Annotated in this window: 24 protein-coding genes; 6 read left to right on the top strand and 18 right to left on the bottom strand. The window is 62.7% G+C overall.

Annotated elements, in window-relative coordinates; all coding sequences use genetic code 11:
* Positions 1–119 precede the first annotated feature (119 nt).
* Entirely contained in the window at positions 120–1,430 is a 1,311-nt protein-coding gene (locus HBA54_RS02045) for a hydroxyacid-oxoacid transhydrogenase (protein ID WP_167220799.1), read from the bottom strand.
* A gap of 132 nt (positions 1,431–1,562) precedes the next feature.
* Here HBA54_RS02045 and map point away from each other — a divergent pair, with 132 nt between their 5' ends.
* Positions 1,563–2,300: a type I methionyl aminopeptidase gene (gene map, locus HBA54_RS02040; protein ID WP_167220797.1), complete on the top strand. Its 738-nt coding sequence runs from the start codon at positions 1,563–1,565 to the stop codon at positions 2,298–2,300.
* Positions 2,301–2,328: 28 nt separating this feature from the next.
* Here the strand turns inward: map and ald are convergent, their stop codons facing one another.
* Positions 2,329–3,447 (bottom strand): alanine dehydrogenase, encoded by a 1,119-nt coding sequence (gene ald, locus HBA54_RS02035; RefSeq protein ID WP_167220796.1) that lies wholly within the window; start codon positions 3,445–3,447, stop codon positions 2,329–2,331.
* A gap of 170 nt (positions 3,448–3,617) precedes the next feature.
* Between ald and HBA54_RS02030 the strand changes: the two genes are divergently transcribed.
* Complete coding sequence (locus tag HBA54_RS02030; RefSeq protein ID WP_167220794.1) at positions 3,618–4,118, top strand: GNAT family N-acetyltransferase; 501 nt, start codon at positions 3,618–3,620, stop codon at positions 4,116–4,118.
* Between the two features lie 133 nt (positions 4,119–4,251).
* On the opposite strand, the gene HBA54_RS02025 is transcribed toward HBA54_RS02030, so the two are convergent.
* The 14 genes from HBA54_RS02025 to ccsA all read right to left on the bottom strand — a co-directional run bounded on the left by HBA54_RS02025 (position 4,252) and on the right by ccsA (position 20,593).
* Positions 4,252–5,055 (bottom strand): inositol monophosphatase family protein, encoded by an 804-nt coding sequence (locus HBA54_RS02025; RefSeq protein ID WP_240932442.1) that lies wholly within the window; start codon positions 5,053–5,055, stop codon positions 4,252–4,254.
* 131 nt (positions 5,056–5,186) lie between these two features.
* Positions 5,187–6,842, bottom strand: a complete 1,656-nt coding sequence (gene groL, locus HBA54_RS02020; RefSeq protein ID WP_167220792.1) for a chaperonin GroEL — start codon at positions 6,840–6,842, stop codon at positions 5,187–5,189.
* 19 nt (positions 6,843–6,861) lie between these two features.
* Entirely contained in the window at positions 6,862–7,146 is a 285-nt protein-coding gene (gene groES, locus HBA54_RS02015) for a co-chaperone GroES (RefSeq protein WP_167220790.1), read from the bottom strand.
* Between the two features lie 138 nt (positions 7,147–7,284).
* Positions 7,285–8,637, bottom strand: coding sequence for a GTPase HflX (hflX, locus tag HBA54_RS02010; protein ID WP_167220788.1), 1,353 nt, complete (start codon positions 8,635–8,637; stop codon positions 7,285–7,287).
* 113 nt (positions 8,638–8,750) lie between these two features.
* Positions 8,751–9,008: an RNA chaperone Hfq gene (gene hfq, locus HBA54_RS02005; RefSeq protein ID WP_167220786.1), complete on the bottom strand. Its 258-nt coding sequence runs from the start codon at positions 9,006–9,008 to the stop codon at positions 8,751–8,753.
* A gap of 213 nt (positions 9,009–9,221) precedes the next feature.
* On the bottom strand, positions 9,222–9,884 hold the full coding sequence (locus tag HBA54_RS02000; RefSeq protein ID WP_167220784.1) for an HAD family hydrolase: 663 nt from the start codon (positions 9,882–9,884) through the stop codon (positions 9,222–9,224).
* Positions 9,881–10,744, bottom strand: a complete 864-nt coding sequence (locus tag HBA54_RS01995) for a D-amino-acid transaminase (RefSeq protein ID WP_167220782.1) — start codon at positions 10,742–10,744, stop codon at positions 9,881–9,883. Before HBA54_RS01995 ends, HBA54_RS02000 begins: the two co-directional genes overlap by 4 nt.
* 63 nt (positions 10,745–10,807) lie before the next feature.
* The gene (gene trkA, locus HBA54_RS01990) at positions 10,808–12,184 is read right to left on the bottom strand and encodes a Trk system potassium transporter TrkA (RefSeq protein WP_167220780.1); all 1,377 of its coding nucleotides are present in this window, start codon (positions 12,182–12,184) and stop codon (positions 10,808–10,810) included.
* A 40-nt stretch (positions 12,185–12,224) separates the two neighbouring features.
* The gene (gene ntrX / locus HBA54_RS01985) at positions 12,225–13,616 is read right to left on the bottom strand and encodes a nitrogen assimilation response regulator NtrX (RefSeq protein WP_167220778.1); all 1,392 of its coding nucleotides are present in this window, start codon (positions 13,614–13,616) and stop codon (positions 12,225–12,227) included.
* Positions 13,609–15,972, bottom strand: coding sequence for a sensor histidine kinase NtrY-like (locus HBA54_RS01980; protein ID WP_205944349.1), 2,364 nt, complete (start codon positions 15,970–15,972; stop codon positions 13,609–13,611). Before HBA54_RS01980 ends, ntrX begins: the two co-directional genes overlap by 8 nt.
* Positions 15,973–15,975: 3 nt before the next feature.
* Positions 15,976–17,421 (bottom strand): nitrogen regulation protein NR(I), encoded by a 1,446-nt coding sequence (gene ntrC, locus HBA54_RS01975; RefSeq protein ID WP_167220776.1) that lies wholly within the window; start codon positions 17,419–17,421, stop codon positions 15,976–15,978.
* Positions 17,418–18,584 carry a two-component system sensor histidine kinase NtrB gene (locus HBA54_RS01970; protein ID WP_167220774.1) on the bottom strand — a complete coding sequence of 389 codons (1,167 nt, stop codon included), beginning with the start codon at positions 18,582–18,584 and terminating at the stop codon, positions 17,418–17,420. The genes ntrC and HBA54_RS01970 overlap by 4 nt, the downstream gene beginning before the upstream one ends.
* Entirely contained in the window at positions 18,584–19,582 is a 999-nt protein-coding gene (dusB, locus tag HBA54_RS01965; protein WP_167220772.1) for a tRNA dihydrouridine synthase DusB, read from the bottom strand. The genes HBA54_RS01970 and dusB overlap by 1 nt, the downstream gene beginning before the upstream one ends.
* A 210-nt stretch (positions 19,583–19,792) precedes the next feature.
* Positions 19,793–20,593: a cytochrome c biogenesis protein CcsA gene (ccsA, locus tag HBA54_RS01960; protein ID WP_205944348.1), complete on the bottom strand. Its 801-nt coding sequence runs from the start codon at positions 20,591–20,593 to the stop codon at positions 19,793–19,795.
* 139 nt (positions 20,594–20,732) lie between these two features.
* Between ccsA and HBA54_RS01955 the strand changes: the two genes are divergently transcribed.
* From HBA54_RS01955 to HBA54_RS01940, 4 genes are read left to right on the top strand one after another with little or no spacing between them, the layout of a single operon-like run.
* Positions 20,733–21,896, top strand: coding sequence for a bifunctional 2-C-methyl-D-erythritol 4-phosphate cytidylyltransferase/2-C-methyl-D-erythritol 2,4-cyclodiphosphate synthase (locus HBA54_RS01955; protein WP_322095958.1), 1,164 nt, complete (start codon positions 20,733–20,735; stop codon positions 21,894–21,896).
* Between the two features lie 3 nt (positions 21,897–21,899).
* Positions 21,900–22,376, top strand: a complete 477-nt coding sequence (locus tag HBA54_RS01950) for a phosphatidylglycerophosphatase A family protein (protein ID WP_322095957.1) — start codon at positions 21,900–21,902, stop codon at positions 22,374–22,376.
* Positions 22,373–22,864, top strand: coding sequence for a CinA family protein (locus tag HBA54_RS01945; RefSeq protein ID WP_322095956.1), 492 nt, complete (start codon positions 22,373–22,375; stop codon positions 22,862–22,864). Before HBA54_RS01950 ends, HBA54_RS01945 begins: the two co-directional genes overlap by 4 nt.
* Complete coding sequence (locus HBA54_RS01940) at positions 22,865–23,596, top strand: CPBP family intramembrane glutamic endopeptidase (protein WP_167220768.1); 732 nt, start codon at positions 22,865–22,867, stop codon at positions 23,594–23,596.
* A gap of 14 nt (positions 23,597–23,610) precedes the next feature.
* On the opposite strand, the gene thrS is transcribed toward HBA54_RS01940, so the two are convergent.
* Positions 23,611–24,798, bottom strand: a complete 1,188-nt coding sequence (gene thrS, locus HBA54_RS01935; protein ID WP_167220766.1) for a threonine--tRNA ligase — start codon at positions 24,796–24,798, stop codon at positions 23,611–23,613.
* A gap of 230 nt (positions 24,799–25,028) precedes the next feature.
* Positions 25,029–25,496 (bottom strand): type II toxin-antitoxin system RatA family toxin, encoded by a 468-nt coding sequence (locus HBA54_RS01930; RefSeq protein ID WP_167220764.1) that lies wholly within the window; start codon positions 25,494–25,496, stop codon positions 25,029–25,031.
* Positions 25,497–25,501: the final 5 nt, after the last annotated feature.

The raw sequence follows: 25,501 nt of genomic DNA, 5'->3' as shown, positions 1-25,501 counted from the left end.
TTCTATCTTGGACGTCAGTCTAGTCCTGCCGGTTGGCTTCGAGCTAGACCCAATTGAACGCCAAACGTGAGGCCAGACCCCTTCGGTTAGCTGGCAGAAAGGCAGGATTTCCGCCGATTTTACCAATAGGCCAGAGCGTCGCGGTAAAGATCGGTCAGACGATCCCGGCTGATTTCGCGCGGCGCGTTGTCCAGCAGGCGGCGCTGCGGATAGGCCCCCTCGGTCAGTGGAGCCAGATCCGTCTCCTCATACCCAACACCGCTCAGCCCGTTTGGCATGCCGGTTTGCCGCATCAGGGCGACGATCTGGCTGCTGAGCACCTCGCCGGCGTCGCCCTCGCCTGCACCCCGCAGGTCGGCGCCCAGCCAGCCGGATGCCTCAAGGTGACGGTCGGGGCAGGCCGGCGCGGTAAAGCGGAATACCGAGGGCGCGTTGACGATGACCGACATCCCATGGGGGATCAAAGGTTCCGCGTCCGGATAGCCATCGGGTTGGAAGTCGCGCACCAGCCCCGCAACCGAGTAGGCCATGCCGTGCGGCGCATGAACGCCGGCGTTGCCGAAGGCGATCCCCGCCAGGGTCGCAGCCCACATCACCTGCTCGCGCGCCTCTGCATCGTCGGCATCGGCGACCGCCCGGGCAAAGTAGATGCCGAGCAGGCGCAGGGCTTCGCGACAACCGAGATCGCTCCAGGGATTGGCGCCCTGGCTCATCGGCCGCAGATTGGCATCGCCCGGCGCCTTGCGCTTCGTATAAGCCTGGGCGGTGTAGGATTCCAGGGCATGGCTGAGAACATCGAAGCCACTGGCGGCCACCACGTTGGCCGGCAGGCTCGCGGTCACGTCCGGATCGACCAGGGCCCGGTCGGGCCTGAGCGCGCGGGAGACGATGCCTGTTTTCGCTTTCATGGCAAGCAGGTCAAAGACCGCGATCCCGGTGCACTCACTGCCGGTGCCCGAGGTGGTGGGACAGGCGATGTGAGGCTTCAAGGGGCCGGGCACTGCCCTACCCTCGCCGATGGGGGCATTCACATAGGTCAGGAAGTCGGCCGGATAGGTCGCATAGAGGCTGGCCGCCTTCACCGTGTCGATGACCGAGCCGCCGCCGAGCGAGAGAAAGCCGTCGGCCTTGCTCTCTGCGGCAAAGCGGGTCGCCGCCTGGAACGACTCATCGGTCGGCTCGACCTTCACCTCGTCATAGACCGCGACATCGACGCCGGCGGCGGTGAGCGCCTTTTCGACCTTTTCGAAGAACGGCTGGCCCCGTAACGCCTTGTCGGTCATCACGGCGATACGGCCGATTCCCAGGGCCCTTGCCACCGTCCCGGCCTCCGCCAGACAGCCGCGCCCGAAGGTGATGGACGAGGCGTCTACCGAAAAAGCGTTGTCCCCGCCCTCAGTCGGCTCGAAGTAATGATGGCAACAGGCCATGAAGATATCTTCCTTGGTGTTTAGGGAGATCCTGCCAAAAAGGCTCGCACAGCCTCCCGGCGGTGACAAGCCGGAGAGACTAGGGCAAATTCAGTTTTGCTGCGGGAAACAACGAGCTATGGAGCCGTCTTCATGACCATCGATTCCGACGACCAATTGGCCGCGCTAAAGCGCGTCGGCGCGGCGGTGCGGGAGACGCTGACCGCCATGCGCGGGCTGGTCCAGCCGGGGATCACTCCTCTTGAACTGGACGCAGCCGGACGTGATTGTCTCCGGGCTTTCGGCGCTCGACCGGCCCCCGAACTGGCCTACGGCTTTCCCGGTGCCACCTGTATCAGCGTGAATGACTCCATCGCGCATGGAATTCCTGACAAGCGTCCACTCCGCCAGGGCGATCTGGTCAACATCGACGTGTCAGCGGAGATCGAAGGTTATTGGGCGGATTCCGGCGCCAGTTTTTCCGTCGGCCCGGCCAGCGAGGAGATCAAGAAGCTCTGCCGCTGCACTCGTCGGGCGCTGAACCGGGCGATCCGGACGGTGCGAGCGGGCCGGCCGATCAACGCCATCGGTCAGGCGGTCGAGAAGGAGGCCCGCCGCGGCGGATATCGGGTGATCCCGGAATTGGCCGGCCACGGAGTCGGACGCGCCATTCATGAGCCGCCCACCGTCTCCAACGTTTACAATCCCAAGGACCGCCGGCCTCTGCATGAAGGCCTGGTCATCACCATCGAGCCCTTCCTCACCAAGGGGTCGGGCAGGATCTACCAGGCCGACGACGGTTGGACATTGAAGACCGTCGACGGCGCCCTGGCGGCGCAATTCGAGCACAGCCTGGTGGTAAAAAGGGGGGCCCCGGTCATCCTGACCTAGAGTACCTCCCCCTCAACCACCGATACTTCTAGAGTCCCAGGGCTTCCTCGGCCGGGACGTAGGGCAGATCGTGGGCGTCGGCCACGGCTTTGTAGGCAACCTTGCCGCCGGCGACGTTGAGGCCTCGCTTCAAGTGTTCATCCTCGGCCAGTGCCCGGCGATAGCCCTTGTTTGCCAGGGCCAGGGTAAAGGGCATGGTGGCGTTGTTGAGGGCGAAGGTTGAGGTGCGGGCGACGGCACCGGGCATATTGGTGACGCAGTAGTGGACCGCGCCCTCCTCGATATAGGTCGGCGCATCGTGGGTTGTGCCGCGCGATGTCTCAAAGCAGCCGCCCTGATCGATGGCAATATCGACCAGGACCGAGCCCGGGCGCATCTTGCGGATCATCTGCCGCGTGACCAGCTTGGGGGCGGCAGCGCCGGGCACCAGCACGGCGCCGACCACGAGATCGGCACCCTCGACATGGCGCTCAATGGCATCGACGGTCGAATAGATCGTGTTCAGCATCGGGCCGAACTGCATGTCCAGTTCGTAGAGCCGCTCCAGGGAGCGGTCGATGACGGTCACATGAGCCTCCATGCCCATGGCCATGCGCGCCGCGTTGGTGCCGGAGACGCCGCCGCCGATGATGACCACCTTGGCCGCCGCGACGCCGGGCACGCCGCCCAGCAGCATGCCGGACCCGCCCTGCTCCTTCTCCAGGCAGTGGGCGCCGACCTGGATCGACATGCGTCCGGCCACCTCGCTCATCGGCGCCAGCAGCGGCAGGCCGCCGCGCGCCGAGGTCACCGTCTCATAGGCAATCGCGATACTGCCGGAATCGATCAGGCCCTTGGTCTGGGCAAGATCGGGGGCCAGATGCAGATAGGTGAACAACAACTGGCCGTCGCGCAGCCGGGCGTATTCCGCGGGCTGGGGCTCCTTCACCTTGACGATCATTTCCGCCGCGGCGAAGACGCTGTCCGCATCCGGTGCGACATCCGCCCCGGCCGCCTGGTAGTCCGCGTCGGAAAAGCCGATCCCCTCACCCGCCTTGGTCTCGACCGTTACCTTGTGGCCATGATGAACCAGTTCGCGTACTGAGGCCGGAACCAGGCCGACGCGATACTCGTGGTTCTTCACTTCCTTTGGTACACCCACCAACATTGGCTGCGTTCCTCTTCTGCCATAGTCTTTGTTGTCGACCGGGTTTCGCCATGACAGCACTCACGCGGCATCGATGGATGACGCGCAAGGGCATTGACGTGGGGTCGTTTGTCCACGAACCCTAGGCCCACTGCGCAACAAGTGCCAGAGCCAGATTCGGATAGCCCCTGATGCCAGAACACATCCAGTATGACCCCGCCATTGAGCCGATAAAGGCCGCCGACTGCCTGCTCCTGCGGCACCGGGTTTTACGGCCCAACCAGACCCTTGCCGACTGTCATTACCCCCTGGATGAGGCAATCGCTACGCTTCATCTGGGGTATCGCGACGCCGCCGGCCGAGTCATCGGAATTGCCTCGGTTTTTCATGAGGCACCGCCCGACTCAGATCCACTTGATTCGGGTAGCGAACAAGCCTGGCGTATCCGCGGCATGGCGGTCGAGCCGGAAGCCCAGGGGCGCGGCATCGGTGCTGCTCTGCTGGCCGGTCTGATCGCCTATACCACCGCCCAGACCGATAGCCAAAGTGATGAGGGTCTGCTGTGGTGCAACGGTCGCTCGACAGTGGAGCCGTTTTATCTCGCCCAGGGATTCGAGCGGGTCGGCGACATCTTCGACCTGCCGCCCATCGGCCCGCATGTTCTGCTGCAGCGCCGTTTGATCGGTCGCTAGAGCAGATCCCGGTCGGATGGAATCGCCGGAGGCGATCCATCGACCGGGTGAATCTGCTCTAACTGTTTGATGGCGATCGGATTCACATGTTTTGGCGCAACCACGAAGTGGTTCCGTCAAAACATGATCCGATCTAGTCGTCCAGAAGCGTTCGGTAGAGGGCGTCCCAGCTCACCTGATCCGGCGCCATCAACAGGCCCAGTTCCCGATAGCGGTCGGCCCGGTAGGGCTGGCGGTCGAAACAGAAGGAAACCCCGCCGGCTTCCCGGTGAATCAGGGCACCCGGCACGTGATCCCACGGCATCAGCCGGGTAAAGAGGGAGAAATGCACAGCGCCTTCGGCAAGGCGGAGATATTCGGCCCCGGCACATCCCAATGACTTGATCGCTTTGACTTGGCCACGGCGCTGTTCGACGCGCTGGCCGAGTTCCTTCGGGGCATAGCGGGAGGCATGGAGACTGCCGGTCATTGTCTCCGGCTGGCCCGGCGCGGCCACCTGCAGGCGCCGGCCGTTCATCCAGGCCCCTGCCCCGGCCTCGGCAATACCGAAGCGCCCGCTGGCCGGCTCCAGGATCCAGGCGGCGCGGGTTTCGCCAGCCTCGACAAGGGCGACCATGATGGCAAAGGTTTCCCGGCCCCGGGCAAAGTTACGCGTTCCGTCGATGGGATCGACAATCCACAGCGGGCCTGAACCATGCAGCCGTTCCATGTGTTCGGGCGCGGCGTGAACGCCTTCCTCGCCGACCATCAGGGACCCGGGCAGCAGATCCGGAAGCTGCGCCGCCAAGGCACGCTCAACCGCCAGATCGACCACCGTCACCAGCTCCCCCGCCACCTTCTCCTGAATGTCTTCGGCATTCAGACCACGAAAGCGGGGCATGACCTCGCTCGCGGCGATCTCTTCAATGATGGTTGCGACACGCTGGATATCGATCAAGACGGCCTCTGGCTGACAGCTTTGCGATTGTGATGAGGAAACGAGCCTCAAAGTAAAAAAAGGGGCCGCGGCTGTCGCCACGGCCCCCCTTTGTAAGCCTGTTTGGGCAGGCTTTGGTTGGCGAGGGCTGCTTAGAAGCCCATGCCGCCCATGCCGCCCATGCCACCCATGTCAGGCGCGGCAGGCATGCCGCCGCCGTCCTTCTTCTCGGGGGAATCGGCAACCATGGCTTCGGTCGTGATCAAGAGACCGGCGATCGAAGCTGCGTCCTGCAGCGCGGTACGCACGACCTTCGTCGGGTCGATGATACCGGCCTTGAACATGTTGACGTACTTGCCGTTCTGGGCGTCGAAGCCAATTGCCGCGTCCTTGGCATCGTTGATCTTGCCGACGACGATGGAGCCTTCGTGACCGGCGTTCTCGGCGATCTGACGGATCGGCGACTGCAGGGCGCGGGCGACGATCTCGACACCGACACGCTGGTCGTCGTTGACGCCTTCCAGCTTGGCCAGCGCCTTGGCGGCGTTCAGCAAGGCCGCACCGCCGCCGATGACGATGCCTTCCTCGACCGCGGCGCGGGTGGCGTTCATCGCGTCTTCGACACGATCCTTACGCTCCTTCACCTCGACCTCGGTGGCACCACCGACACGCAGAACCGCAACACCGCCGGCCAGCTTGGCCAGACGCTCCTGCAGCTTCTCACGATCGTAGTCCGAAGAGGTATCGTCGGCCTGCGCGCGGATCTGCGTACAGCGGCCGGTGATTTCCTTCTTCTTGCCGGCGCCGTCGATGACGGTGGTCTCTTCCTTGGTGATGACAACGCGCTTGGCGGTGCCCAGCATATCAAGCGTGGTGCTTTCCAGCTTGATGCCAAGGTCTTCCGAGATCACCTGGCCACCGGTCAGGATGGCGATGTCTTCCAGCATGGCCTTGCGGCGATCGCCGAAGCCCGGTGCCTTCACGGCGGCAACCTTCAGACCACCACGCAGCTTGTTCACCACCAGGGTCGCCAGGGCTTCGCCCTCAACGTCCTCGGCAATGATCAGCAGGGGCCGGCCGGCCTGAACGACGGTCTCGAGAAGCGGCAGCATGGGCTGCAGGCCCGACAGCTTCTTCTCGTGCAGCAGGATGAAGGGATTCTCCATCTCGCAGACCATCTTGTCGGCATTGGTGATGAAGTACGGCGAGAGATAGCCCCGGTCGAACTGCATGCCCTCGACGACGTCGAGCTCGGTCTCAAGCGACTTGGCTTCCTCGACCGTGATCACGCCTTCTTTGCCGACCCGCTCCATCGCCTCGGCGATCATGGTGCCGATCTCGGCCTCGCCGTTGGCGGAGATGGTGCCGACCTGGGCAACCTCACCAGTTGTGGAAATCTTCTTCGACTTCTTCTGAAGCTCGGCGACCACAGCCGAGACGGCCAGCTCGACGCCGCGCTTCAGGTCCATCGGGTTCATGCCGGCGGCAACCGCTTTGCCACCTTCACGCACGATCGACTGAGCCAAAACGGTCGCCGTGGTGGTGCCGTCACCGGCCACGTCGTTGGTCTTGGAGGCAACTTCGCGCACCATCTGTGCGCCCATGTTCTCGAACTTGTCAGAGAGTTCGATCTCTTTGGCCACCGTGACACCGTCCTTGGTGGTGCGCGGGGCACCGAAGGACTTGTCGATCACCACGTTACGGCCTTTCGGACCGAGGGTGACTTTTACGGCATCGGCCAGAATGTCGACGCCACGCAGCATACGCGAGCGGGCATCGGCGCCAAACTTAACGTCTTTCGCAGCCATTTCTGGATCTCTTCCTTTTTTAGATAACGCCCATAATATCGGATTCACGCATGATCAGCATGGACTTGCCGTCCAGCTTCACTTCCGTGCCCGACCACTTGCCGTAAAGGACCTTGTCGCCCTTTTTCACGTCCAAAGCGGTGACTTTGCCGTCATCGCCGCGAGCGCCGTTGCCAACCGCAAGGACCTTGCCCTGCATCGGCTTTTCTTTGGCTGTATCTGGGATGATGATGCCGCCGGCGGTCTTCTCTTCTTCCTCAAGCGGCTCGACCACGACGCGGTCATGCAGAGGCCTAAATTTCATGGAACTCCACCCTGTGTGAGTTTGATTGGATCAGTTGAGGCTGATGGAAAGCTGCCAGGACGGCCCCCCGATCACCCTCTGTTAGCACTCACATCAAGTGAGTGCTAAGGCAGCATATAGAAGTCCGCCAGCGAAGAGTCAACCGCTCTCCAGCTGCTTTTCCTTAATCTGCCGCCGATTGCCGTAGATTCGCAGTAATTCTTCATTTTTCGCTGCGATTTCCGGGAATTTCTTAAGATAGCGCTGCAAGTCGTTCTGAGCGATTTTCAGATCCAGTTGGCAACCCAGGCCGTCGTCGCGCCGCTGCAGCACTTCGCCATGGTCGTATAGCCAGGACAGCGCCGCCCCCTCGGACAGAGGCAGCGACAGAGCCACCTGCAGCCGTTTCGCGGAGAGTTCGTTATCGATCATGGCCAGCAGCTGGTCGCAACCCTCGCCGGTCAGGGCTGAGCAAAGCACCGCCTTTGGCTGCTCGGCGTCGCGCAGCGCAAGCCGGGCCTTCTCCTCGGTCGACAGCAGGTCGCATTTGTTCAGAACCTCAAAGAGGTGCTCGGCCCCTTCCGAGACACCCAGGTCCGCCAGAACGGCCTGAACGTCCGCCTGCTGGGCCCGGCTGTCGGGATGGGCCGCGTCGCGGATATGCAGGATCAGATCGGCTTCCAAAACCTCTTCCAAAGTCGCCCGAAAGGCAGCCACCAGATCGGTCGGAAGGTCGGAGATGAAACCAACGGTATCCGAAAGGATCACCACCTGGCCGGAGGGCAACACCACGCGGCGCATGGTGGGATCCAGGGTGGCAAAGAGCTGATCGCGCGCCAGGACCTTCGCCTCGGTCAGGCGGTTGAACAGGGTCGATTTGCCGGCGTTGGTGTAGCCGACAAAGGCAACCACCGGATAGGGAACCCGTTGACGTGCCCCGCGGTGCAGGCCGCGGGTCCGCTGAACCTGAACCAATTCTTTCTTGAGCCGTGTAATCCGCTCGGTGATCAGCCGGCGGTCGATTTCAAGCTGGCTTTCGCCGGGGCCGCCCATGAAACCAACGCCGCCGCGCTGGCGCTCCAGATGGGTCCAGGACCGCACGAGGCGCGAGCGCTGATAGCTGAGGGCGGCCAGCTCGACCTGCAGCTTGCCTTCCTTGGTGCGGGCCCGGGCGCCGAAGATCTCCAGAATCAGACCGGTGCGGTCGATGACCTTGCAATCCCAGGCCTGCTCCAGATTGCGTTGCTGGACAGGGCTGAGCGCGGTGTCGACCACTACGACAGTGATGTCGTTTTCGGCGATTGTCTCCTGAAAGCGTTCCACCACGCCACCGCCAACCAGCGTCGCGGGCCGAACCTGCTTCACCGCAACGACTTCACTGTGGGCAACTTTCAGGCCGATAGCCGCGGCCAGGCCGACCGCTTCGTCAAGACGCGCTTCAGGGGCCCGCAGACCGGGCGGATGGCCGGGGCGCAGGATATCCGGGTGTAAAACCAGGGCAGAATCAGTCATCGCTGGTGGCAGCACAGAGCGCCGCCCCTCTTTTCAAAAAGACAGAAAACCCGCGATTTCGGCTTAGACACCGGCGGCTCGATGCTGCCGGTTCTCAAAGACTGCCACCGAAGCTAGCCCTCGGCAGTTTCTTCTTCCTTGGAGGGCTCAAAAAGCTGGACCGGAGTCGCCGGCATCACGGTCGAAATTGCGTGCTTATAGACCAACTGTGAGTGCGCATCGCGGCGAAGCAAAACAGAAAAATTATCAAACCACGTAACAATTCCCTGCAGCTTCACGCCGTTGACCAGAAACACAGTCACTGGAACCTTATTCTTGCGAATATGATTGAGGAATACATCTTGCACGCTTTGATTCTTTTCAGCGGCCATTTTTCGCACCTTTATTGTTTTTCTTAGACACGGCTTATTTATTCTTGACCAGCCTTCGTACACCCAAAATAACGCGGTCAATCACACTTTGTCGAGTCCGAGAGGATACCTCAGTCGGCGCCGACTTGCAGCTTTCCTTACCACGGCTTCCGTGAAATGGAAATTCATCCGCACTGCAAAAATGTGTGCGATGAAGCTGAATTCAACCTCTTGTTATTTCAGGCTTTGGATAACCAGTTCGGAAAAGCCGGCACAGTCCGGAACATGAAAATCCAAAGCCGTTCCGTCGAACTCCATCGCGGCGGGCGCGTCGGGCCGCAACAGGATTGCGGTACAACCGCTGTTCTCCGCACAAACAAGGTCGATATCGGTATCGCCGACAAACCAGACGCCGGGGCCGGCCGCAATCCCGCTGCCGGCCAGGGCGAAGTCCACCACCTCCGGCGCCGGTTTGTCCTGTTCCGCATCGTTGGCACCGACCAGCGAGACAAAATGCCGCTCCCAGCCGAGATGCAGGGCCTCTTTGCGCAGCAGTGTACCCTTCTTGTTGCTGACGACGGCCAGTTTCAGGTCGGGCAGCTCGGCCAGACCCTGCAGCATCGCCTCGGCCCCGGGCAGCGGATTCAGCTGCGCCAGATGATCCGCTTCATAGGTGCGGTAGAAAACCTCGGTCGCCTCCCCCGCCCGCGGGCCGAAAAGCTCCGGAAAGCTGTCACGCGCCGACTTGCGCACCCGCTGGCGCGTCTCCGCCAGGGTCCAGGGTTCCTCGCCCAAAGCCTCAAAGGTGGTAGACAAAGCGTGGTGGATGACCGCCCAGCTATCAACCAGGGTGTTATCCCAGTCGAATATAACGGCACGGGGGCGCGCCAGCTTCACGCGCTCTTCCGCAGCGTCTGCATATAGTCCATGTAATGATGACGCAGTTTGCCGGTCAGGATACCAGGGTGGCCGTTGCCGATGGGCTTGCCGTCGAGCTGGGTCACCGGCAGCACGAACGAGGTGCTGGAGGTCAGGAAAGCTTCCCGCGCTTCCTGGGCCTCCGCGACCGAGAAGGATCGTTCCTCCAGTGAGTAACCCTCGGCCTTGATGAGCTCCAACAGGGTGATGCGGGTGATGCCGTTCAGAATCGAGTGGGTGGCGTCACGGGTCACCACCTTGTTGTCGCCGGTCACGATCCAGGCGTTGGTCGAGGTTCCCTCGGTCACCATGCCGTCCCCGTCGACCTGCCAGGCTTCGTAGGCCCCGGCCTCGGCGGCGGCTTGCTTGCCCAGAACATTGGGCAGCAGCGACACCGATTTGATATCGCAGCGGTCCCAGCGCTGGTCGGTCACTGTGATGACTTTCAATCCCTCGGCCAGTACCTGTGGGCTGTGCGGCTTCATCTGCCGCGTGGTCAAAACCAGGGCCGGCCGGGAATCTTTGGGAAACTTGTGGTCGCGCGGGGCCACGCCGCGGGTGACCTGCATATAGACAAAGCCGTTGGAGAGGCCGTTTCGGCGCATCAACTCACGCGCCACCAGCTTCAGTGCCGGGCGCGACATCGGCTCCTCGATCTGCAGTTCGGCAAGCGAACGGTCCAGGCGGTCGAAATGGAGGTCTTCGTCCACCAGAATGCCGTTGTAGACCGGCACCACTTCGTAGACCCCGTCAGCGAACTGGTATCCTCGATCTTCGATATGAACAGCCGCATCGCTGTGGGGTTGGTAGCGGCCGTTGACATAAGCTTGGCGGGGCATGGGCGACGTCTTTCCTCGATGTTAACTGCACAGATCCGGATCGGTGCGGGATAGCGATAAGGTCTAGAAAAACTCCAGTTTCACGGCAAAGAGCTTCTCGACCTTCTTAACCGCCTCGGAGCGCGCGAAGATAACCACCAGATCATTGGCCCGCGTGATCGTATCGCCGCGGGGAATAATGACCTCGTTCCCGCGCACGATGGCTCCGACGATCACCCCCTCCGGCAGGCGGGCCTCGCGGATCGGCACACCGACCAGACTTGAGGTCTCGAGAGCCTCCGCCTCGATCACCTCGCCGAAGCCTTCGCTCAGGGAGTGTACGGAACGGATCCGCCCGCGCCGCACGTGCTGCAGGATCGTCGACACCGTAATTGCCCGCGGGCTGACGACCGTGTCGATTCCCAGCGTGCCGATCAGGGGTCCATAGGATGTCTTGTTGATCAGCGTAACCGCCCGCTTACAGCCATAACGCTTGGCCAACAGCGAGGTCAGGATGTTCACCTCGTCGTCGTTGGAGACGGCAATGACGGTCTCGGCAATGGCGGCGTTGGCCTCCTCAAGGATCTCCGTATCCAGGGCATCGCCGTGAATGACGACGGTGCGCTGCAGCGCCTGCGCGACAGTCTCCGCCCGGCGCTTGTCCACCTCGATCACTTTGAGGTTCACCTGCGGGTGGTTGTTCTCAACCGCCGTCGCGAGGTTCAGGCCGATGTTCCCGCCGCCGACGATGATCACGCGGCGCGCCTCTTTTTCCTCATGGCCGAAAACCGCCATTGTGCGCGCCAGATGGCTGGTATCGGCGACCAGGTAGACATCGTCGCCGACCCGCATGTCATCGTCTGGTGTCGGTACGAATCCCTGACCCTCGCGCGATATGCCGATGACCACGATATGAAGATCGGGAAACAGGGCCGTCAGCTGGCGCAGCGGCGTATGGATGACCGGCGTGTCTTCCGTGCAGTGCAGACCGACCAGGCTGACCTTGCCGTCGGCCAGGGGTTGCACATCGAAGGCACCGGGCAATTGAAGACGCCGTTCGATCGCCTTGGCGACTTCGATCTCCGGCGAGATGATCACGTCGATAGGCATATGGTCGCGGCTGAACAGATCGGACCAGAGCGGGTCGAGATAGCTTTGTTCGCGCACGCGCGCGATCTTCGTCGGCACCTCGAAGATGGAATGACAGATCTGGCAGGCCACCATGTTGACCTCATCGGCGTAGGTCACGGCGATGACCATTTCGGCGTCTGCCGCCCCGGCACTCTCCAGAACGTCCGGGTGCGAGGCAAAGCCGACAAGCCCCTTCACATCGAGGGAATCGGTGATCTTCTCGATCAGCTCACGGGACTGATCGATGACCGTGATGTCGGCGTTTTCGCTCGAAAGGTAGCGCGCAATATTGAAACCGACCTGGCCGGCACCGCAGATGATGACCTTCATAGGTTAACTTGCATAGGTTAGTTCGTCCCCGCTACCACACTCAGGCCCGATCGACCGAACCTACGCCGAGAGAGCGCAGCTTGCGGTGCAGAGCGGAACGTTCCATGCCGACGAAAGTTGCCGTCCGCGAGATATTGCCGCCGAAACGCATGACCTGTGCCTCAAGGTACTTGCGCTCGAACACTTCCCTGGCTTCGCGCAGCGGCAACGACATGATCTCCTCACCGGTCTCGCCGGGCAGCGAGGCGGGTGCCGAAGCGCCGATTTCCGGCGGCAGCATATCCGGCCGTACTGGATCCTGGGCCCCCCCGGGCGCCATGATCAGGACCCATTCAATGACATTGCGAAGCTGGCGCACGTTTCCCGGCCAATCGTAGGCCCGGAGCGCTGCCAGGGTATCGTCGCTCAAACAACGCGGCGGCAAACCGGCGCTTTCGGCGGCGCGTTCCATGAAAAAGGCAACAAGATCGGGAATGTCCTCGCGGCGTTCGCGCAGAGCCGGAACCTCGATGGGAACGACGTTCAGGCGATAGAACAGATCCTCGCGGAAGCGGCTGTCTTCGATGAGATCGGGAAGATCGCGGTTGGTGGCGGCGATAACCCTTACATCGACGGCAACCCGGCGGTCGTCACCGACGCGCTGGAAGGTCTGTTCCTGAAGAACGCGGACGATCTTACCCTGCGTCTCCATCGGCATGTCGGCGACTTCGTCAAGCAGCAGGGTGCCGCCATGGGCGCGCTCGAAAGTGCCAACCTTTCCCGGAGAATCGTTGCCGTCGAGCCCCGGGGCCGTGCCGAAAAGCTCAGACTCCAACCGGTCGGGATGCATCGTCGCACAGTTAAGCGCCACAAAGCTGGCATCCGCGCGATGCGACTGGGCATGAAGCTGCCGGGCCACCACCTCTTTGCCGGCGCCGGCGGGGCCGGTAATGAGTACTCGGCTACCGGTCGGCGCGACCTTTCGAACAGCCTGGCTGACGTGGTGAAACCAGGGGGAAGAGCCGATAAGGTCAGAGGGCTGTCCGGCCCGCAGGCGCAGTTCCTCATTCTCGCTGCGCAGGCGCGCCGCTTCGATCGCGCGTTGAACGATCAGCAGCAGGCGATCCGACTTAAAGGGCTTCTCGATGAAATCGTAAGCGCCCAGCTTGATGGCATTGACCGCGGTTTCGATGTTGCCATGGCCGGAGATCATCACCACGGGCACCAGTGGGTGTTCCCGCTTGATGACACTCAACATCTCCATACCGTCGAGCTTCGAGTTCTGCAGCCAGATATCGAGAACGACGAGACTGGGCCGGCGGTCGCGCAGCATGTCAAAGGCCGTTTCACTATCGCCGGCATCGCGCGTCTCGTAACCCTCGTCCTCTAGGATACCCTTTATGAGTAAACGGATGTCGGCTTCGTCATCGACGATCAGGATTTCGTCAGCCATTGCCCGCCGCTCTCTCTACCGCTCTGCCTGACGTCGCAGCAGTCACTTCGGCCTCATGTTGCGAACCGCCTTCGATCAATTCGTCCCGAAGAGGGAAGATCAAACTGACTGCCGCCCCGTCCCCGTCTCTATCTTTCAAGATCAGGTTGCCGCCGTGATCTTCCATTATCTTTTTCACTATAGCCAATCCCAGGCCTGTACCCCGTTCACGTGTCGTGACGTAGGGTTCTGTCAAGCGGCTTCTGTCCTCTACCGGCAGTCCCTTGCCGTTGTCCAGGATCTCAATAATACAATTTCCGTCATCCGTCAGGACCCTCAGTTCCAGCGCGCCCGGCGGGGCCTTCGGCCCGTCGCGAAAATGGCGACCTTCGATTGATTCAATGCCGTTCAGAATCAGATTTGTCAAAGCCTGTACGACCTGTCGGCTGTCGCAGGCCAAAATTATCGGTTCATCCGGCAGCGACAGTTTAAAAGCGATATCGTGGTGGGCCGTGCGCTGAAGAAAGGCTGCTTGTTCGACCAGCTTGGCAATGTCCTCCGACTGCATGGCCGGCGCCGGCATGCGGGCGAAGGCGGAAAACTCATCGACCATACGCCCGATATCGCCAACATGGCGAACAATCGTATCGGTACAGACCTTGAAGGTTTCCGGATCGTCGACAATCTGGCTCACATACTTGCGTTTCAAACGCTCGGCTGCCAGTTGGATCGGGGTCAGCGGGTTTTTGATTTCGTGGGCGATCCGGCGGGCGATGTCCGACCATGCGGCCTTACGTTGGGCCGCCAGAAGCTGGGTAATCTCATCGAAAGTGACGACGAAGCCCATGGTCGTGCCGGCTTCGACCTCGGCGGAGATGCGCACCAGCAAAACCCGCTCCGCACCACTGCTGTCGGGCATGGTGAGCTGCGATTGTGCCAGGCGCCTCGGCCGTCGACGCGCGTTGTCCAGCAGATCGCTCATTGCCGGAAAGACGTCCTGCAAAGGCTGCCCGCGGAGATCCTCGGCATCGAGCGAGAGGAAGTCACAGGCCATGCGGTTTGCCAGGTTGATGCGGCCCGCATCGTCCAGGCCTATAACCCCGGCGGAAACCCCGCCAAGGACAACTTCGATAAAGCGGCTGCGATAATCCAATTCGGCATTCGCCTCCAACAGCGCATCCTGCTGCCGCTCGAGCTGGCCGGTCATCTTGTTGAAGGCACGGGAGAGATTGCCGATCTCATCGCGGCGGGCAGGTCCTTGGATGCGCGCCTTCAGGTCGCCTTTACCGACCCGCTCCGCAGTGGCGATCAGACTGCCGATCGGCCCCGTGAGCTGATTGGCAAAAGCCAGGCCGATCCATACGGCCACCAAAAGCAGCAACAGGGCAACGACCAGAAAGATCAGCGCAAAGGTAATCTGAAGGCTGAAACGATCGCCTTCGAGCTCCTCGTAACGCTGCACCGCCCAGCGCGTAGACTCCATGTGACCCAGTACCCGTGAATCGACTAGGCGCCCGATATAGAGATAGGCATCGGCGGCGAGATCCAGGCGCACCAAGGCCCTCACCCGGTCCTCTTCCTCCGAGGTCATGATCGCCATGCCGTCGCTGCTTGCCCGCTCAAAGGCCCATTCGGGAATTTCCGGATTGAACGCCAACAGGAAGCTGGAAGAGCGTGCGAGCATGCGCCCGGATCTGTCGTAGACCGCCGCCTCGGTCAGATAGCGCAGGCTCGCCTGCCGGGTCATGACATTGTTGAAGATCGCCGGGTTGTAGGCCAGCGTCGGCCCGCCCTTGTTCAGCACCTGGGCGATGGCCAGAGCATCCGCCGCAATGGTTTGCTGGTGCTCGTCAAGATAGGCTGCGGCAACGGCACGGGAGTTCTTGATGGCAGTGGAAACCCGTTCGCTGAACCAGAACTCCAAACCCAGATCGAACATGATGACCGAGAAGGCCGCGACCAGGATGGTCGGTGCCACCGCCACCACGGAAAACAGAGCCACCAAACGGCCGTGCAAACGCGAACCTGCGCGCCCCTTCTTGCGTTCGATCCAGAGAATCGACAATCGCCGGGTAATCAGGGCAGCCAGGCCGAGAATGACGACCAGGTCGGTCAGCAGAAGCAACAGGATGTGGTCGGCGTTGGCGACAACCGAGAGGTTACCGGTCATTGCAACAAAGGTTGCAATCCCACTGGTCAGCCCGGCGACCAAGAGGAAGATCGCCAGCGTCCGCTCAAACCTGATGTTCCGCGCCCATCGCAGAAGCATAGCGGTCCAGCCGCCCTCTGGGCGGCCGGCCACCGTTTCGATCCCTTCGACTTCAATGTCCTCGACCGAGGGGCCGGCGGAGTCGTTCGTCTGTTGTATATTTGCCACAGGCTATTTAAGGCCGCGAACCACCTGGATGTCTAGGTCTCGAATCTTCTTTCGCAAAGTATTTCGATTGAGGCCCAACAATTTTGCCGCGCGAATTTGATTGCCACGTGTCGCTGAAAGGGAGAGTTCGATCAAAGGGCGCTCCAATTCCCGCAGAACACGGTCATAAAGACCCGGCGCCGGAAGGTTGCCGTCATGCGCGGCAAAGTAGGATCGAAGGTGATGCTCTACCGCGCTGCCAAGCGAGTCCGGCGCCGTCGAAGGCTCCGAGGTTCCGGCGTCGACCTCGCTCAACTCACTGTTGATTACGTCGATGCCGATGGTTTCCTGGCTATAGAGCACAGTCAACCGGCGAACCAGGTTCTCCAGCTCGCGCACGTTTCCCGGCCAATGATAGGCACGCAAGGCCTCCATGGCCTCGCCGTCCAGGGTCTTTGTGGCCAGCCCCTCGTTCTGCGCCTCGGCAAAGAAATGGCGGATGAGCTCGGATATATCCTCGCTGCGTTCGCGCAGCGGCGGCAGGCGGATCGGCACCACGCTCAGGCGGTAGAACAGGTCCTCGCGAAACAACCCCTGCCGCACCATCTGCCGCAGATCCCTGTGGGTTGCCGCGATAATCCGCACGTCGGCCCTTATCGGCGTGCGCCCGCCGACTGTCGTATACTCGCCTTCCTGGAGGACACGCAGCAGCCGCGTCTGCGCTTCCAGGGGCATGTCGCCGATTTCGTCGAGGAACAAAGTCCCCCCGGCGGCCTGCTCGAAGCGCCCCGATGACCGCGTCGTGGCGCCGGTAAAAGCGCCCTTTTCATGGCCGAAGAGTTCGCTTTCGATCAGTTCCCTGGGGATCGCTGCCATGTTGACGGCCACAAAGGTGCCGCGGCGGCGCTTGCCATAGTCGTGCAGGGCGCGCGCTGCCAACTCTTTGCCGGTTCCCGACTCGCCGTAGATCATCACCGTCAGATCCGTCGGCATAAGGCGCGCCAGGACCCGATAAATTTCCTGCATCGCCTGCGAGCGGCCGATGAGCGGAAGCTTTTCCTCCTCCTCTTCGCCGTGATGCACCAAAGCTCCCCCGCCCGAGGCCGGTTCGGAAAGTGCCCGGTTGACCACCGACACCAGTTCGCGCAGATCGAAGGGTTTGGGCAGATATTCAAAAGCGCCGCGTTCGGTGGCTTTGACCGCGGTCAGCAATGTGTTCTGTGCCGACATGACCAGGATGCGCAGCCCGGGGCGGATTTTCTTGATGCGGGGAATGAGGTCGAGGCCGTTTTCGTCCGGCATCACGACATCGGTGATCACCAGATCACCCTCGCCCGCATTCACCCACTGCCACAAGGTGGCGGCATTGCCGGTGGTCCTGACGACGTGTCCCTGGCGCCCCAGGGCCTGGGTCAGGACCGTCCGAATTGCCTTATCGTCATCGGCCACGAGGATCGTTGCGGCAGTCATCCTGCAGGGGCCTCCGCATTCTCGGCCGGCGCAAGGCTGTCCGAAGGCGCCATCGGCAGCATCACCCGAAAGGACGTCCGCCGCGGTTCGCTGTCAAACTCGATTACGCCGCCATGATCGCCGATTGTCTTGGCGACCAGGGCGAGGCCCAGCCCGCTGCCCCCGGCCTTGGTGGTCACGAAAGGGTCGAAGAGGTGTTGCTGCAGGTCTTCGGGAATTCCCGGTCCATTGTCCTGTACGATCAGCATGAGCGGCAAGTCGATGCGGCTGCCGCTGCCCGGCACCGCGAGGCGGACACCCTGTTGATAGCGGGTCGACAGGGTTATCTCGCCGCCTTCCAGGGGGGCGGCCTCCGCCGCGTTCTTCACCAGATTCAAGATGGCCTGAATCAAAAGGTCACGGTTTCCGTAAACCGGCGGCAACGATGGATCGTAGCTTTCGACGAAACGCAGATGGCGGGCGAAGCCGTTTTCCGCCAGGCGGCGCACGTGCTCCAGAACGATGTGGATATTCACGGCTTCGCGGGCCAAGGGCCGCTGATCGGAGAACATCTCCATGCGATCCACCAACGCGACGATCCGGTCGGCCTCCTCGCAGATCAGCCGGGTCAGCTGATGGTCTTCCGGGTCCGCATTCTGCTCAAGCAGCTGGGCCGCCCCTCTGATACCTGAGAGAGGGTTCTTCACCTCATGCGCCAGCATCGCAGCCATGGCGGTAACCGAACGTGCAGCACTGCGGTGAACCAGTTGGTGGTCGATCTTGCGGGCGATGGAACGCTCGTTGATCGACACCACGACACTGCCAGGGAAATCCGCCATCACGGCCGCGTCGATCGAGACGAAATGGGAGCCTATTTTCGGACCGGTGAGGGTTACGCCGGTCTCGGATATCGACTGCTCCCCCGCGCGCGCCTGATGGATCAGCCCGACAACGGGGCTGTCTTCCGACAGCAGATCGAGGAGCGGCCGCCCGATGAGGCTGTTCCTGGAGGAGGCAAAGAACTGCTCCGCCGCCTGGTTCACAAAGCTGATGCAACCTGTGGCGTCGACAACGAAAAGCGGTACCGCGAGGGCTGAAAGCACTGCGGATGAATCAGGCAGATGGCCGTCTCTATCCCCCTGGGCGTCATCGCCCCTGGCAAAGATTTTGGTGACTTTGGCCATCACGCCGCCCGGGACGACAGGCCGGGCTCAAAAAGCCCGAGGATCATCTCTTTAACCCGTGCCGGATCGTCCTCACGGTTGACCGTGGCGCGGAATTCCGCCGCGCCATCCAATCCTTTGGCGTACCAACCCAGGTGCTTGCGGGCGATACGCACGCCGGTCCGCGCGCCATAGAGCGCCAGCAGGCCTTCGTAGTGCTCCAGCATGACGGCGATCCGCAGGGCCAAAGGCGGCTCGCTCGGCAAGCTGCCGTCCCGCAGATAGTCGATCACCTGGCCCAGAAACCAGGGCCGGCCATAGGCGCCGCGACCGATCATCACACCGTCCGCCCCGGAACGCTTCAGCGCCTCGGCGGCGTCCTCAACGCTGTTTATGTCGCCATTGACCACCACGGGAAGCTTCACCGCCTGTTTGACCGCGCCGACGAAATCCCAGTCCGCCTGCCCGGCGTACTTCTGGCAGCGGGTTCGCCCATGCACGGTCAGCAGCTGCACGCCGCAGTTCTCGGCGATCCGCGCAATCACCGGGGCGTTGCGGTTCTCGAGGTTCCATCCGGTCCGCATCTTCACCGTCACCGGCAGATCGACCGCCTCGACGACCGCCGCCATGATTTCACCGGCCAGGCGTTCGTCCTGCATGATGGCCGAGCCGCAGGCCTTGTTGGTTACCTTCTTGGCCGGACAGCCGAAATTGATGTCGATGATCGCGGCGCCGCGGTCGGCATTGAGCTTCGCCGCCTCGGCCATGACCGCCGGATCGCTGCCCGCAAGCTGTAGGGAAAGGGGAAACTCGTCATCGCAGGAGCCCGACATCTTGCGGGATTCCTTCACCGAGTCCTGCATCTGGCGGACCATCGCCTGGCTGGCGATCATCTCCGATACGACCAGACCGGCGCCGAAGCGCTTCACAAGCCGGCGAAAGACCTGATCCGTCACCCCGGACATGGGGGCGAGGATCACCGGCTCCTTCAAAGTCAGGTTTCCGATGGCGATTGCCACGCTGTGCTGCTCCCCAAAAGCCGACGGCCCGAGCCCGACGGCTGCGCGTTCCCTTTATCTCAGGCGTGAAAAGCTGTGGTGCCCGAGCGGCCGAATGATGCACAAATATTGGGCGCTGTCACGCCGATAAGCCGGATTTGGAGGTTTGTCCGGCAATTCTGCCCGCCAAACGGGCAATTTTCACCGTTGGGTAGGGTCTTGGCTGTGTTCCTAGGCCAGAAGGTAGTCGGTGACGAATTTTACACCGGGATAAGCCAGGGACAGCAAAAGGTAGGCAATCAGCACCAGACGCGCCGCCCGGCGGCCCCTCAGGCCGCTGCGGTGGTGCAGGAACAGCAGCAGCGCGATGAACAGGAAGGCCAGAAGCGACAGCAGAGTCTTGTGATCAAGGTTCAGGATCGCCCCGGAAGATACGTAAAGCTTTGAAATCCCCGTGACGATGCCCAGGCCAAGAACGACTTCCGCAGCGATCAGCAGACGCAGCACCAGCCACTCGGCATCGCTGACCGAGGGCAGCATTCGGGTGAAACCGCTGGGGGATCGGCGCTTCAAAGCCGTTTCCTGAATAAAAGCGGCGGCTGCGGCCACCGCCGCCAGGGTGCAGAGCCCGTAGGTAGCGACCGAAACGGCAATATGGACGGCGAGCCAGGCGTCAACGTCGGTTGCCGGACCCAGATCCACGTTGAGCGGCGCCAGGGCGGTTCCCAGGGCGCCCAGAACCAACGCGTAAGGCAGCAGGAGCGGCGCCAGGCGAAAGGCTTCCCGGGCCAACAGCACCACAAGCGCATAGAGCGCCAGGGATACCGCCACCGCCAGCCAGAGGGCTGCCGGCAGATTGCTCTCCCAATGGCCGGCCAGGACAGCCAGGCTGTAACCGGTCGGTCCGGCGATAGCGGCGCCCAGCAGCAGCCAGAAAACCAGATCGGCCTTGACCGCAGAGCGCGCAAACGGCAGCACCGTCGCCGGCAAAAGCGAGATAAGGGCGGAAAGAGACAGAACCATCGTGTTCATGATCGTCTCTATACATCACCTCCGGGCCGAGCCACCAGGGCCATCTAACTGTTTTCAATAGCCAGATCACACACTAGGCTCGCCGCTGATGAAATCCGGAGTCCCCTCGTCGGGGCAAGCTTGGCGGAGAACCCTCCACGTGACTACGGCTGCAGCGCTGATCGTCGCCGCCGGCCGAGGCCAGCGCTTCGGTGGCGCACTTCCCAAACAGTACGCCAAACTTGGCGGGGTTCCGGTGTTACGCCACAGCCTGGTCGCTTTTCTGGCCCATCCCCAAATCGGCCGGGTGCGGGCCGTGATTCACCCGGATGACCGGGATCTCTATGACGAGGCGGCAGAGGGTCTGCCGCTTGACGCGCCGGTGCCGGGCGGCGACAGCCGTCAACACTCGGTGCGGCTGGGCCTGGAGAGCCTGGAACAGGATGCTCCGGATCTGGTTCTGATCCACGACGGCGCACGGCCCTTCATCAGCCAGCAGGCCATCGGCCGGGTGCTCGGCGCCCTGCAGCACGCCGCCGGCGCGATTGTCGCCCAGCCGGTCGTCGACACCCTGAAACGCGGGCTCGACGGCTGCGTGGCGGGCACCCAGGACCGTGACGGCCTGTGGCGCGCGCAGACGCCCCAGGGTTTTCGTTACGACGACATCGCCGCCGCCCATCGTGCGGTCGCCGACAGGGCTTTGACAGACGATGCCGCGGTGGCGGAACTGGCAGGATTGTCCCTGGCTTTGGTAGAAGGGGGGCAGGAGAACATCAAAGTGACGACGCAGGAAGACCTGGAAGGCGCCGAACGCTGGCTGCGCGGCGGTCTTTCCCTTGAAACACGGGTCGGCCAGGGCTTCGACGTCCATGTCTTCGGCCCCGGCGATCACGTGACCCTCTGTGGCCTGCGCCTCGATCACTCGGCGGGGCTCGTCGGCCACTCCGATGCCGACGTCGGCCTGCACGCCCTGACCGATGCCATCCTGGGCGCTTTGTCGGCCGGTGATATCGGTAGCCATTTTCCGCCCGACGATCCCCAGTGGAAGGGCGCCGATTCCGCCGTCTTCATCAGCCATGCCCGCGACATGGTGGCGGCGCGCGGCGGCCATATCCGCCATGTCGACCTCACCTTGATCTGCGAGCGGCCGAAGATCGGCCCGCACCGCGCGGCCATGATCACAAGGGTGGCTTCCTTACTCGATTTGCCGGAAGAACGCGTCAGCATCAAAGCGACGACGACCGAGAAGCTCGGGTTCCTGGGGCGCGGCGAAGGGATTGCCGCCCAGGCCATGGCCACGCTCGCGCTGCCCGCCGGGTCATAGCCGGTGGCCGTCCCCTCACCCTGGCTGCCGTCGTCGCTGATCGCGACCTGGTTCGGCAGCGGTCTCCTGCCCGGCGCCCCGGGCACCTGGGGCTCTCTCGCGGCTCTGCCGTTCGGTCTGGCGATTCTCTGGTTCGGCGGCCCTGTCGTTTTGGCTCTGGCCGCTGTCCTGGCCTTCATTCTCGGGCTTTGGGCATCGGCCCGCTACCAAAGCGGGCTGGCACGCAAAGACCCGGGTGAGATCGTGATCGACGAGGTCGCCGGCCAATGGCTGGCCCTGGTGCCTTGCGCGCTCGATCCCTTCGGTGTCGTTCTCGCCTTTGTCTTCTTCCGGCTGTTCGACATCCTGAAACCCTGGCCCGCCAACTGGGCCGACCGCTCCCTCGCCGGTGCGCCGGGGATCATGCTGGATGACATGATCGCCGGCCTCTATGCCGCTGCCTGCACCTATGGCGGCCTCTGGCTGTGGAGCAACCTGTGACCTTCGATCAAGAGATACTGGACAGCGCTACCGCCGTTCTCGCCCACTGCCGGGCAAAGGGACTTCGTATCGCAACGGCGGAATCTTGCACCGGCGGATTGATCGCCGCCAGCCTGACCGAGATCGCCGGCTCTTCCGACGTGGTCGACCGCGGCATGGTCACCTACTCCAACGAAGCCAAGCAACAGATGCTGGCGGTGCCGGCGGCGATGATCGAAGCACAGGGCGCCGTCAGTGCCGAAGTGGCCGAGGCCATGGCCCGGGGCGCGGTCGCCCAGTCGCAAGCCGACATCGCCGTCTCCGCCACCGGCATCGCCGGCCCCGGTGGTGCGACCGCCGGGAAGCCGGTGGGTCTGGTTTATCTGGGCATCGCAACACGCGGTGGCGCGGCCAGGGCCGAGCGCTTCGTTTTTCCCGGCGACCGCGGCGCCGTACGGCTGGCCACCCTCGCAGAAGCGCTGCGCCTGTTGAACGAAGCGGCCGGCTGAATGCTGTTTCCGCCCCGCGCAGCGCCCCGCCATCTTCCAGCGGTGACGCGTTGGGATATCGTGCTGCTGCTGGCTCTTTTCATCGCCCTTGCCCTGTTGCTCGGCAGCCAGAAAGACCGCTTGGCGGATCTCTTCGGTCGTGAACTCTCTCAAGACGGCCTCTTGCCGCTGCTGTTGTTTCAGTCCCTGGTTCCTCTCCTGCTTGTCCATCTGCTGATTGTCACCAGGCGGCGGATCGCCTGGGCCGATCTTGGTTTCGCACCAGCCGACCGCGCCTGGTATCGCCTCGCCATCGCCGGGGGGTTGGCCTGCGTCCCCCTGATGGCGCTCTCCCGCCTCGCCTTTGAATCCTTGCTGGAGAGTCCTTTCGAGAATCCCCAGGTCGATATCCTGAGCGCCGGCGGTTTCGGCTGGGGGCGTCTGATCGCCATGATCGGCCTGGTCGGCGTGCTGGTTCCCCTGACTGAGGAGGTGCTGTTTCGCGGGCTGCTGTTTCCGCTGCTGCGCCGGCGTTTTTCCTTCCTGCCCGCCGCCCTCGTGAGTGCCGTCTGCTTCTCCCTGCTGCACTTCATCCCGCCACTGATCCCCGCCTTCATCCTCATGGGCCTGATCCTGGCGGCGGCGCGCGAATACAGCGGTTCCCTCTGGCCGCCGATCATCATCCACGGTCTCTTCAACAGCCTGAACCTCATCGCGCTCTTCGCCGCCCTGGCCATGGGACAGGCGGGTTAGCGGTCCCTCTTCCATCACGCGGCAGCCTTGCTGTGCAGAAAGTCGGCAAGGGCCGCCAATGTCAGGGCTTTCGACTGTCCGTTGTCCTGACGCAGCGCGACGCGGTTCTCTTCCATCTCGCGCGGCCCCACGGCGATGAAGCAGGGGATGCCCAAGGCACGGGCGTTGACCACTTTCTTGGCTGGGCGTTCGGGCCGGACGTCCGAGACGGCACGCAGACCAGCGACCTTCAGGTCAGCGACAACCTCTTCAGCGTAGTTCGCCTGCTCCGGGTTAATGGAGGCCACCACCACCTGATCGGGGGCGAGCCAGAAAGGCAGCTTGCCGGCGTAGTGTTCCAGCAGGACGCCGAGAAACCGCTCGATACTGCCCAGCACCGCCTGGTGCAGCATGACCGGGCGCAGCCGCCGCCCTTCGGTGTCCGTGAAAGCGGCGTCCAGGCGCTCCGGCAGGACCAGGTCCACCTGGATCGTGCCGCACTGCCAGGAGCGGCCCTTGTTGTCGCGCAGGACGAACTCCAGCTTCGGGCCGTAGAAGGCGCCCTCGCCCGGCTGCAGCTTGAAATCCAGGCCTGCGGAAGTGGCCGCGACAGCCAGCATGTCTTCGGCACGGTCCCAGACAGCATCTTCGCCAGCGCGCTCTGCCGGCCGTGTCGACAGGCCGACCGCCACGTCGTCAAAACCGAAACGGGCATAGACGGCCTGCAGCAGGCGGCAGAACTTCGCCACCTCCTCTTCCACCTGTTCCTCCAGGCAGAAGATGTGGGCGTCGTCCTGTACGAAAGCCCGGGTGCGCATCAGGCCGAGCAGTGCGCCCGATGGTTCGTTGCGCAGGCAGGCGCCGAACTCGCAGTAACGCAGCGGCAGGTCGCGGTAGGATCGCAGGCGGCTGTTGAAGACCTCGATATGGCCGGGACAACTCATCGGCTTCAGGGCCTTCTGCTGCTCCCCGTCCTCGAAGACGAACATCTCCTTGCCGAACTTCTGCCAGTGGCCGCTGGCCTCCCAGAGCGAGCGGTCCAGCAGTTGCGGCGTGCGCAGTTCACTGAAGCCGGCGGCGCGCATGTGGCCGCGGATTTCCTCTTCGATCAGTTGATAGACGGCAAAGCCGCGGGGGTGCCAGAAGATCATCCCCGGCCCCTCTTCCTGCTGGTGGAAAAGGTCCATGCGCCGGGCGATGACCCGGTGATCCTGTTCTTCCATTGTCTTGTCCTCTCGCAAAGCTGCGGAGCCGGCGGCGATCGGACGAAGACCGGAAATGCAAAGGGCCCCGTCCGAAATCGGCGGGGCCCCTTGGGTGTTCTATGAAGCTGAAATCAGCACAACAAAACTCCTCGCGGCCCGCCGTTGCGGGTCGTGGTGGTGGTTGCGGTGATGACGGCGAAACTAATCATGGGCGTTGAATAACCGATCCTGCGGGAGATTCCAAGGCCCTAGCCGCCCTGCTGGTGGGAGATCACAGCGCCCGAAGCGCCGTAGAGCACGCCGGCACGAGTCTCGAAAGCGGCGACCATGCGGCGCACGGCCTCGTGGAACAGGGCCTCGATCACCTTCTGCAGCAGCTTGTTGCGGAACTCGAAATCGACATAGAAATCGATCTGGCAGCCCTTTGGGTGGTCTTCGAAAACCCAGTGGTTCTCCAGGTACTTGAAGGGTCCCTCGGCATAGGTCACATCGATGCGCCCGGCCGCGGCATCGGGGGTCACCCGGCTGGTGAAACGCTCGCGGAACATCTTGAAGCCGATGATGAGGTCGGCCACGATCAGGTCTTCCTGGCGCGACTTGATCCGCGCGCCCAGGCACCAGGGCAGGAATTCGGGGTAGCGCTCAATATCGACGACAAGGTCGTAAAGCTGCCCGGGCGTATAGGGCAGCACGCGCTTTTCCGTGTGAATCGGCATGGGCG

It is taken from the genome of Pelagibius litoralis, from assembly GCF_011683915.1.
Taxonomy (GTDB): Bacteria; Pseudomonadota; Alphaproteobacteria; order Kiloniellales; family Kiloniellaceae; genus Pelagibius; species Pelagibius litoralis.
Note: the sequence above shows the minus strand (reverse complement) of the source record. Positions and strands in the feature narration are given on the sequence as shown.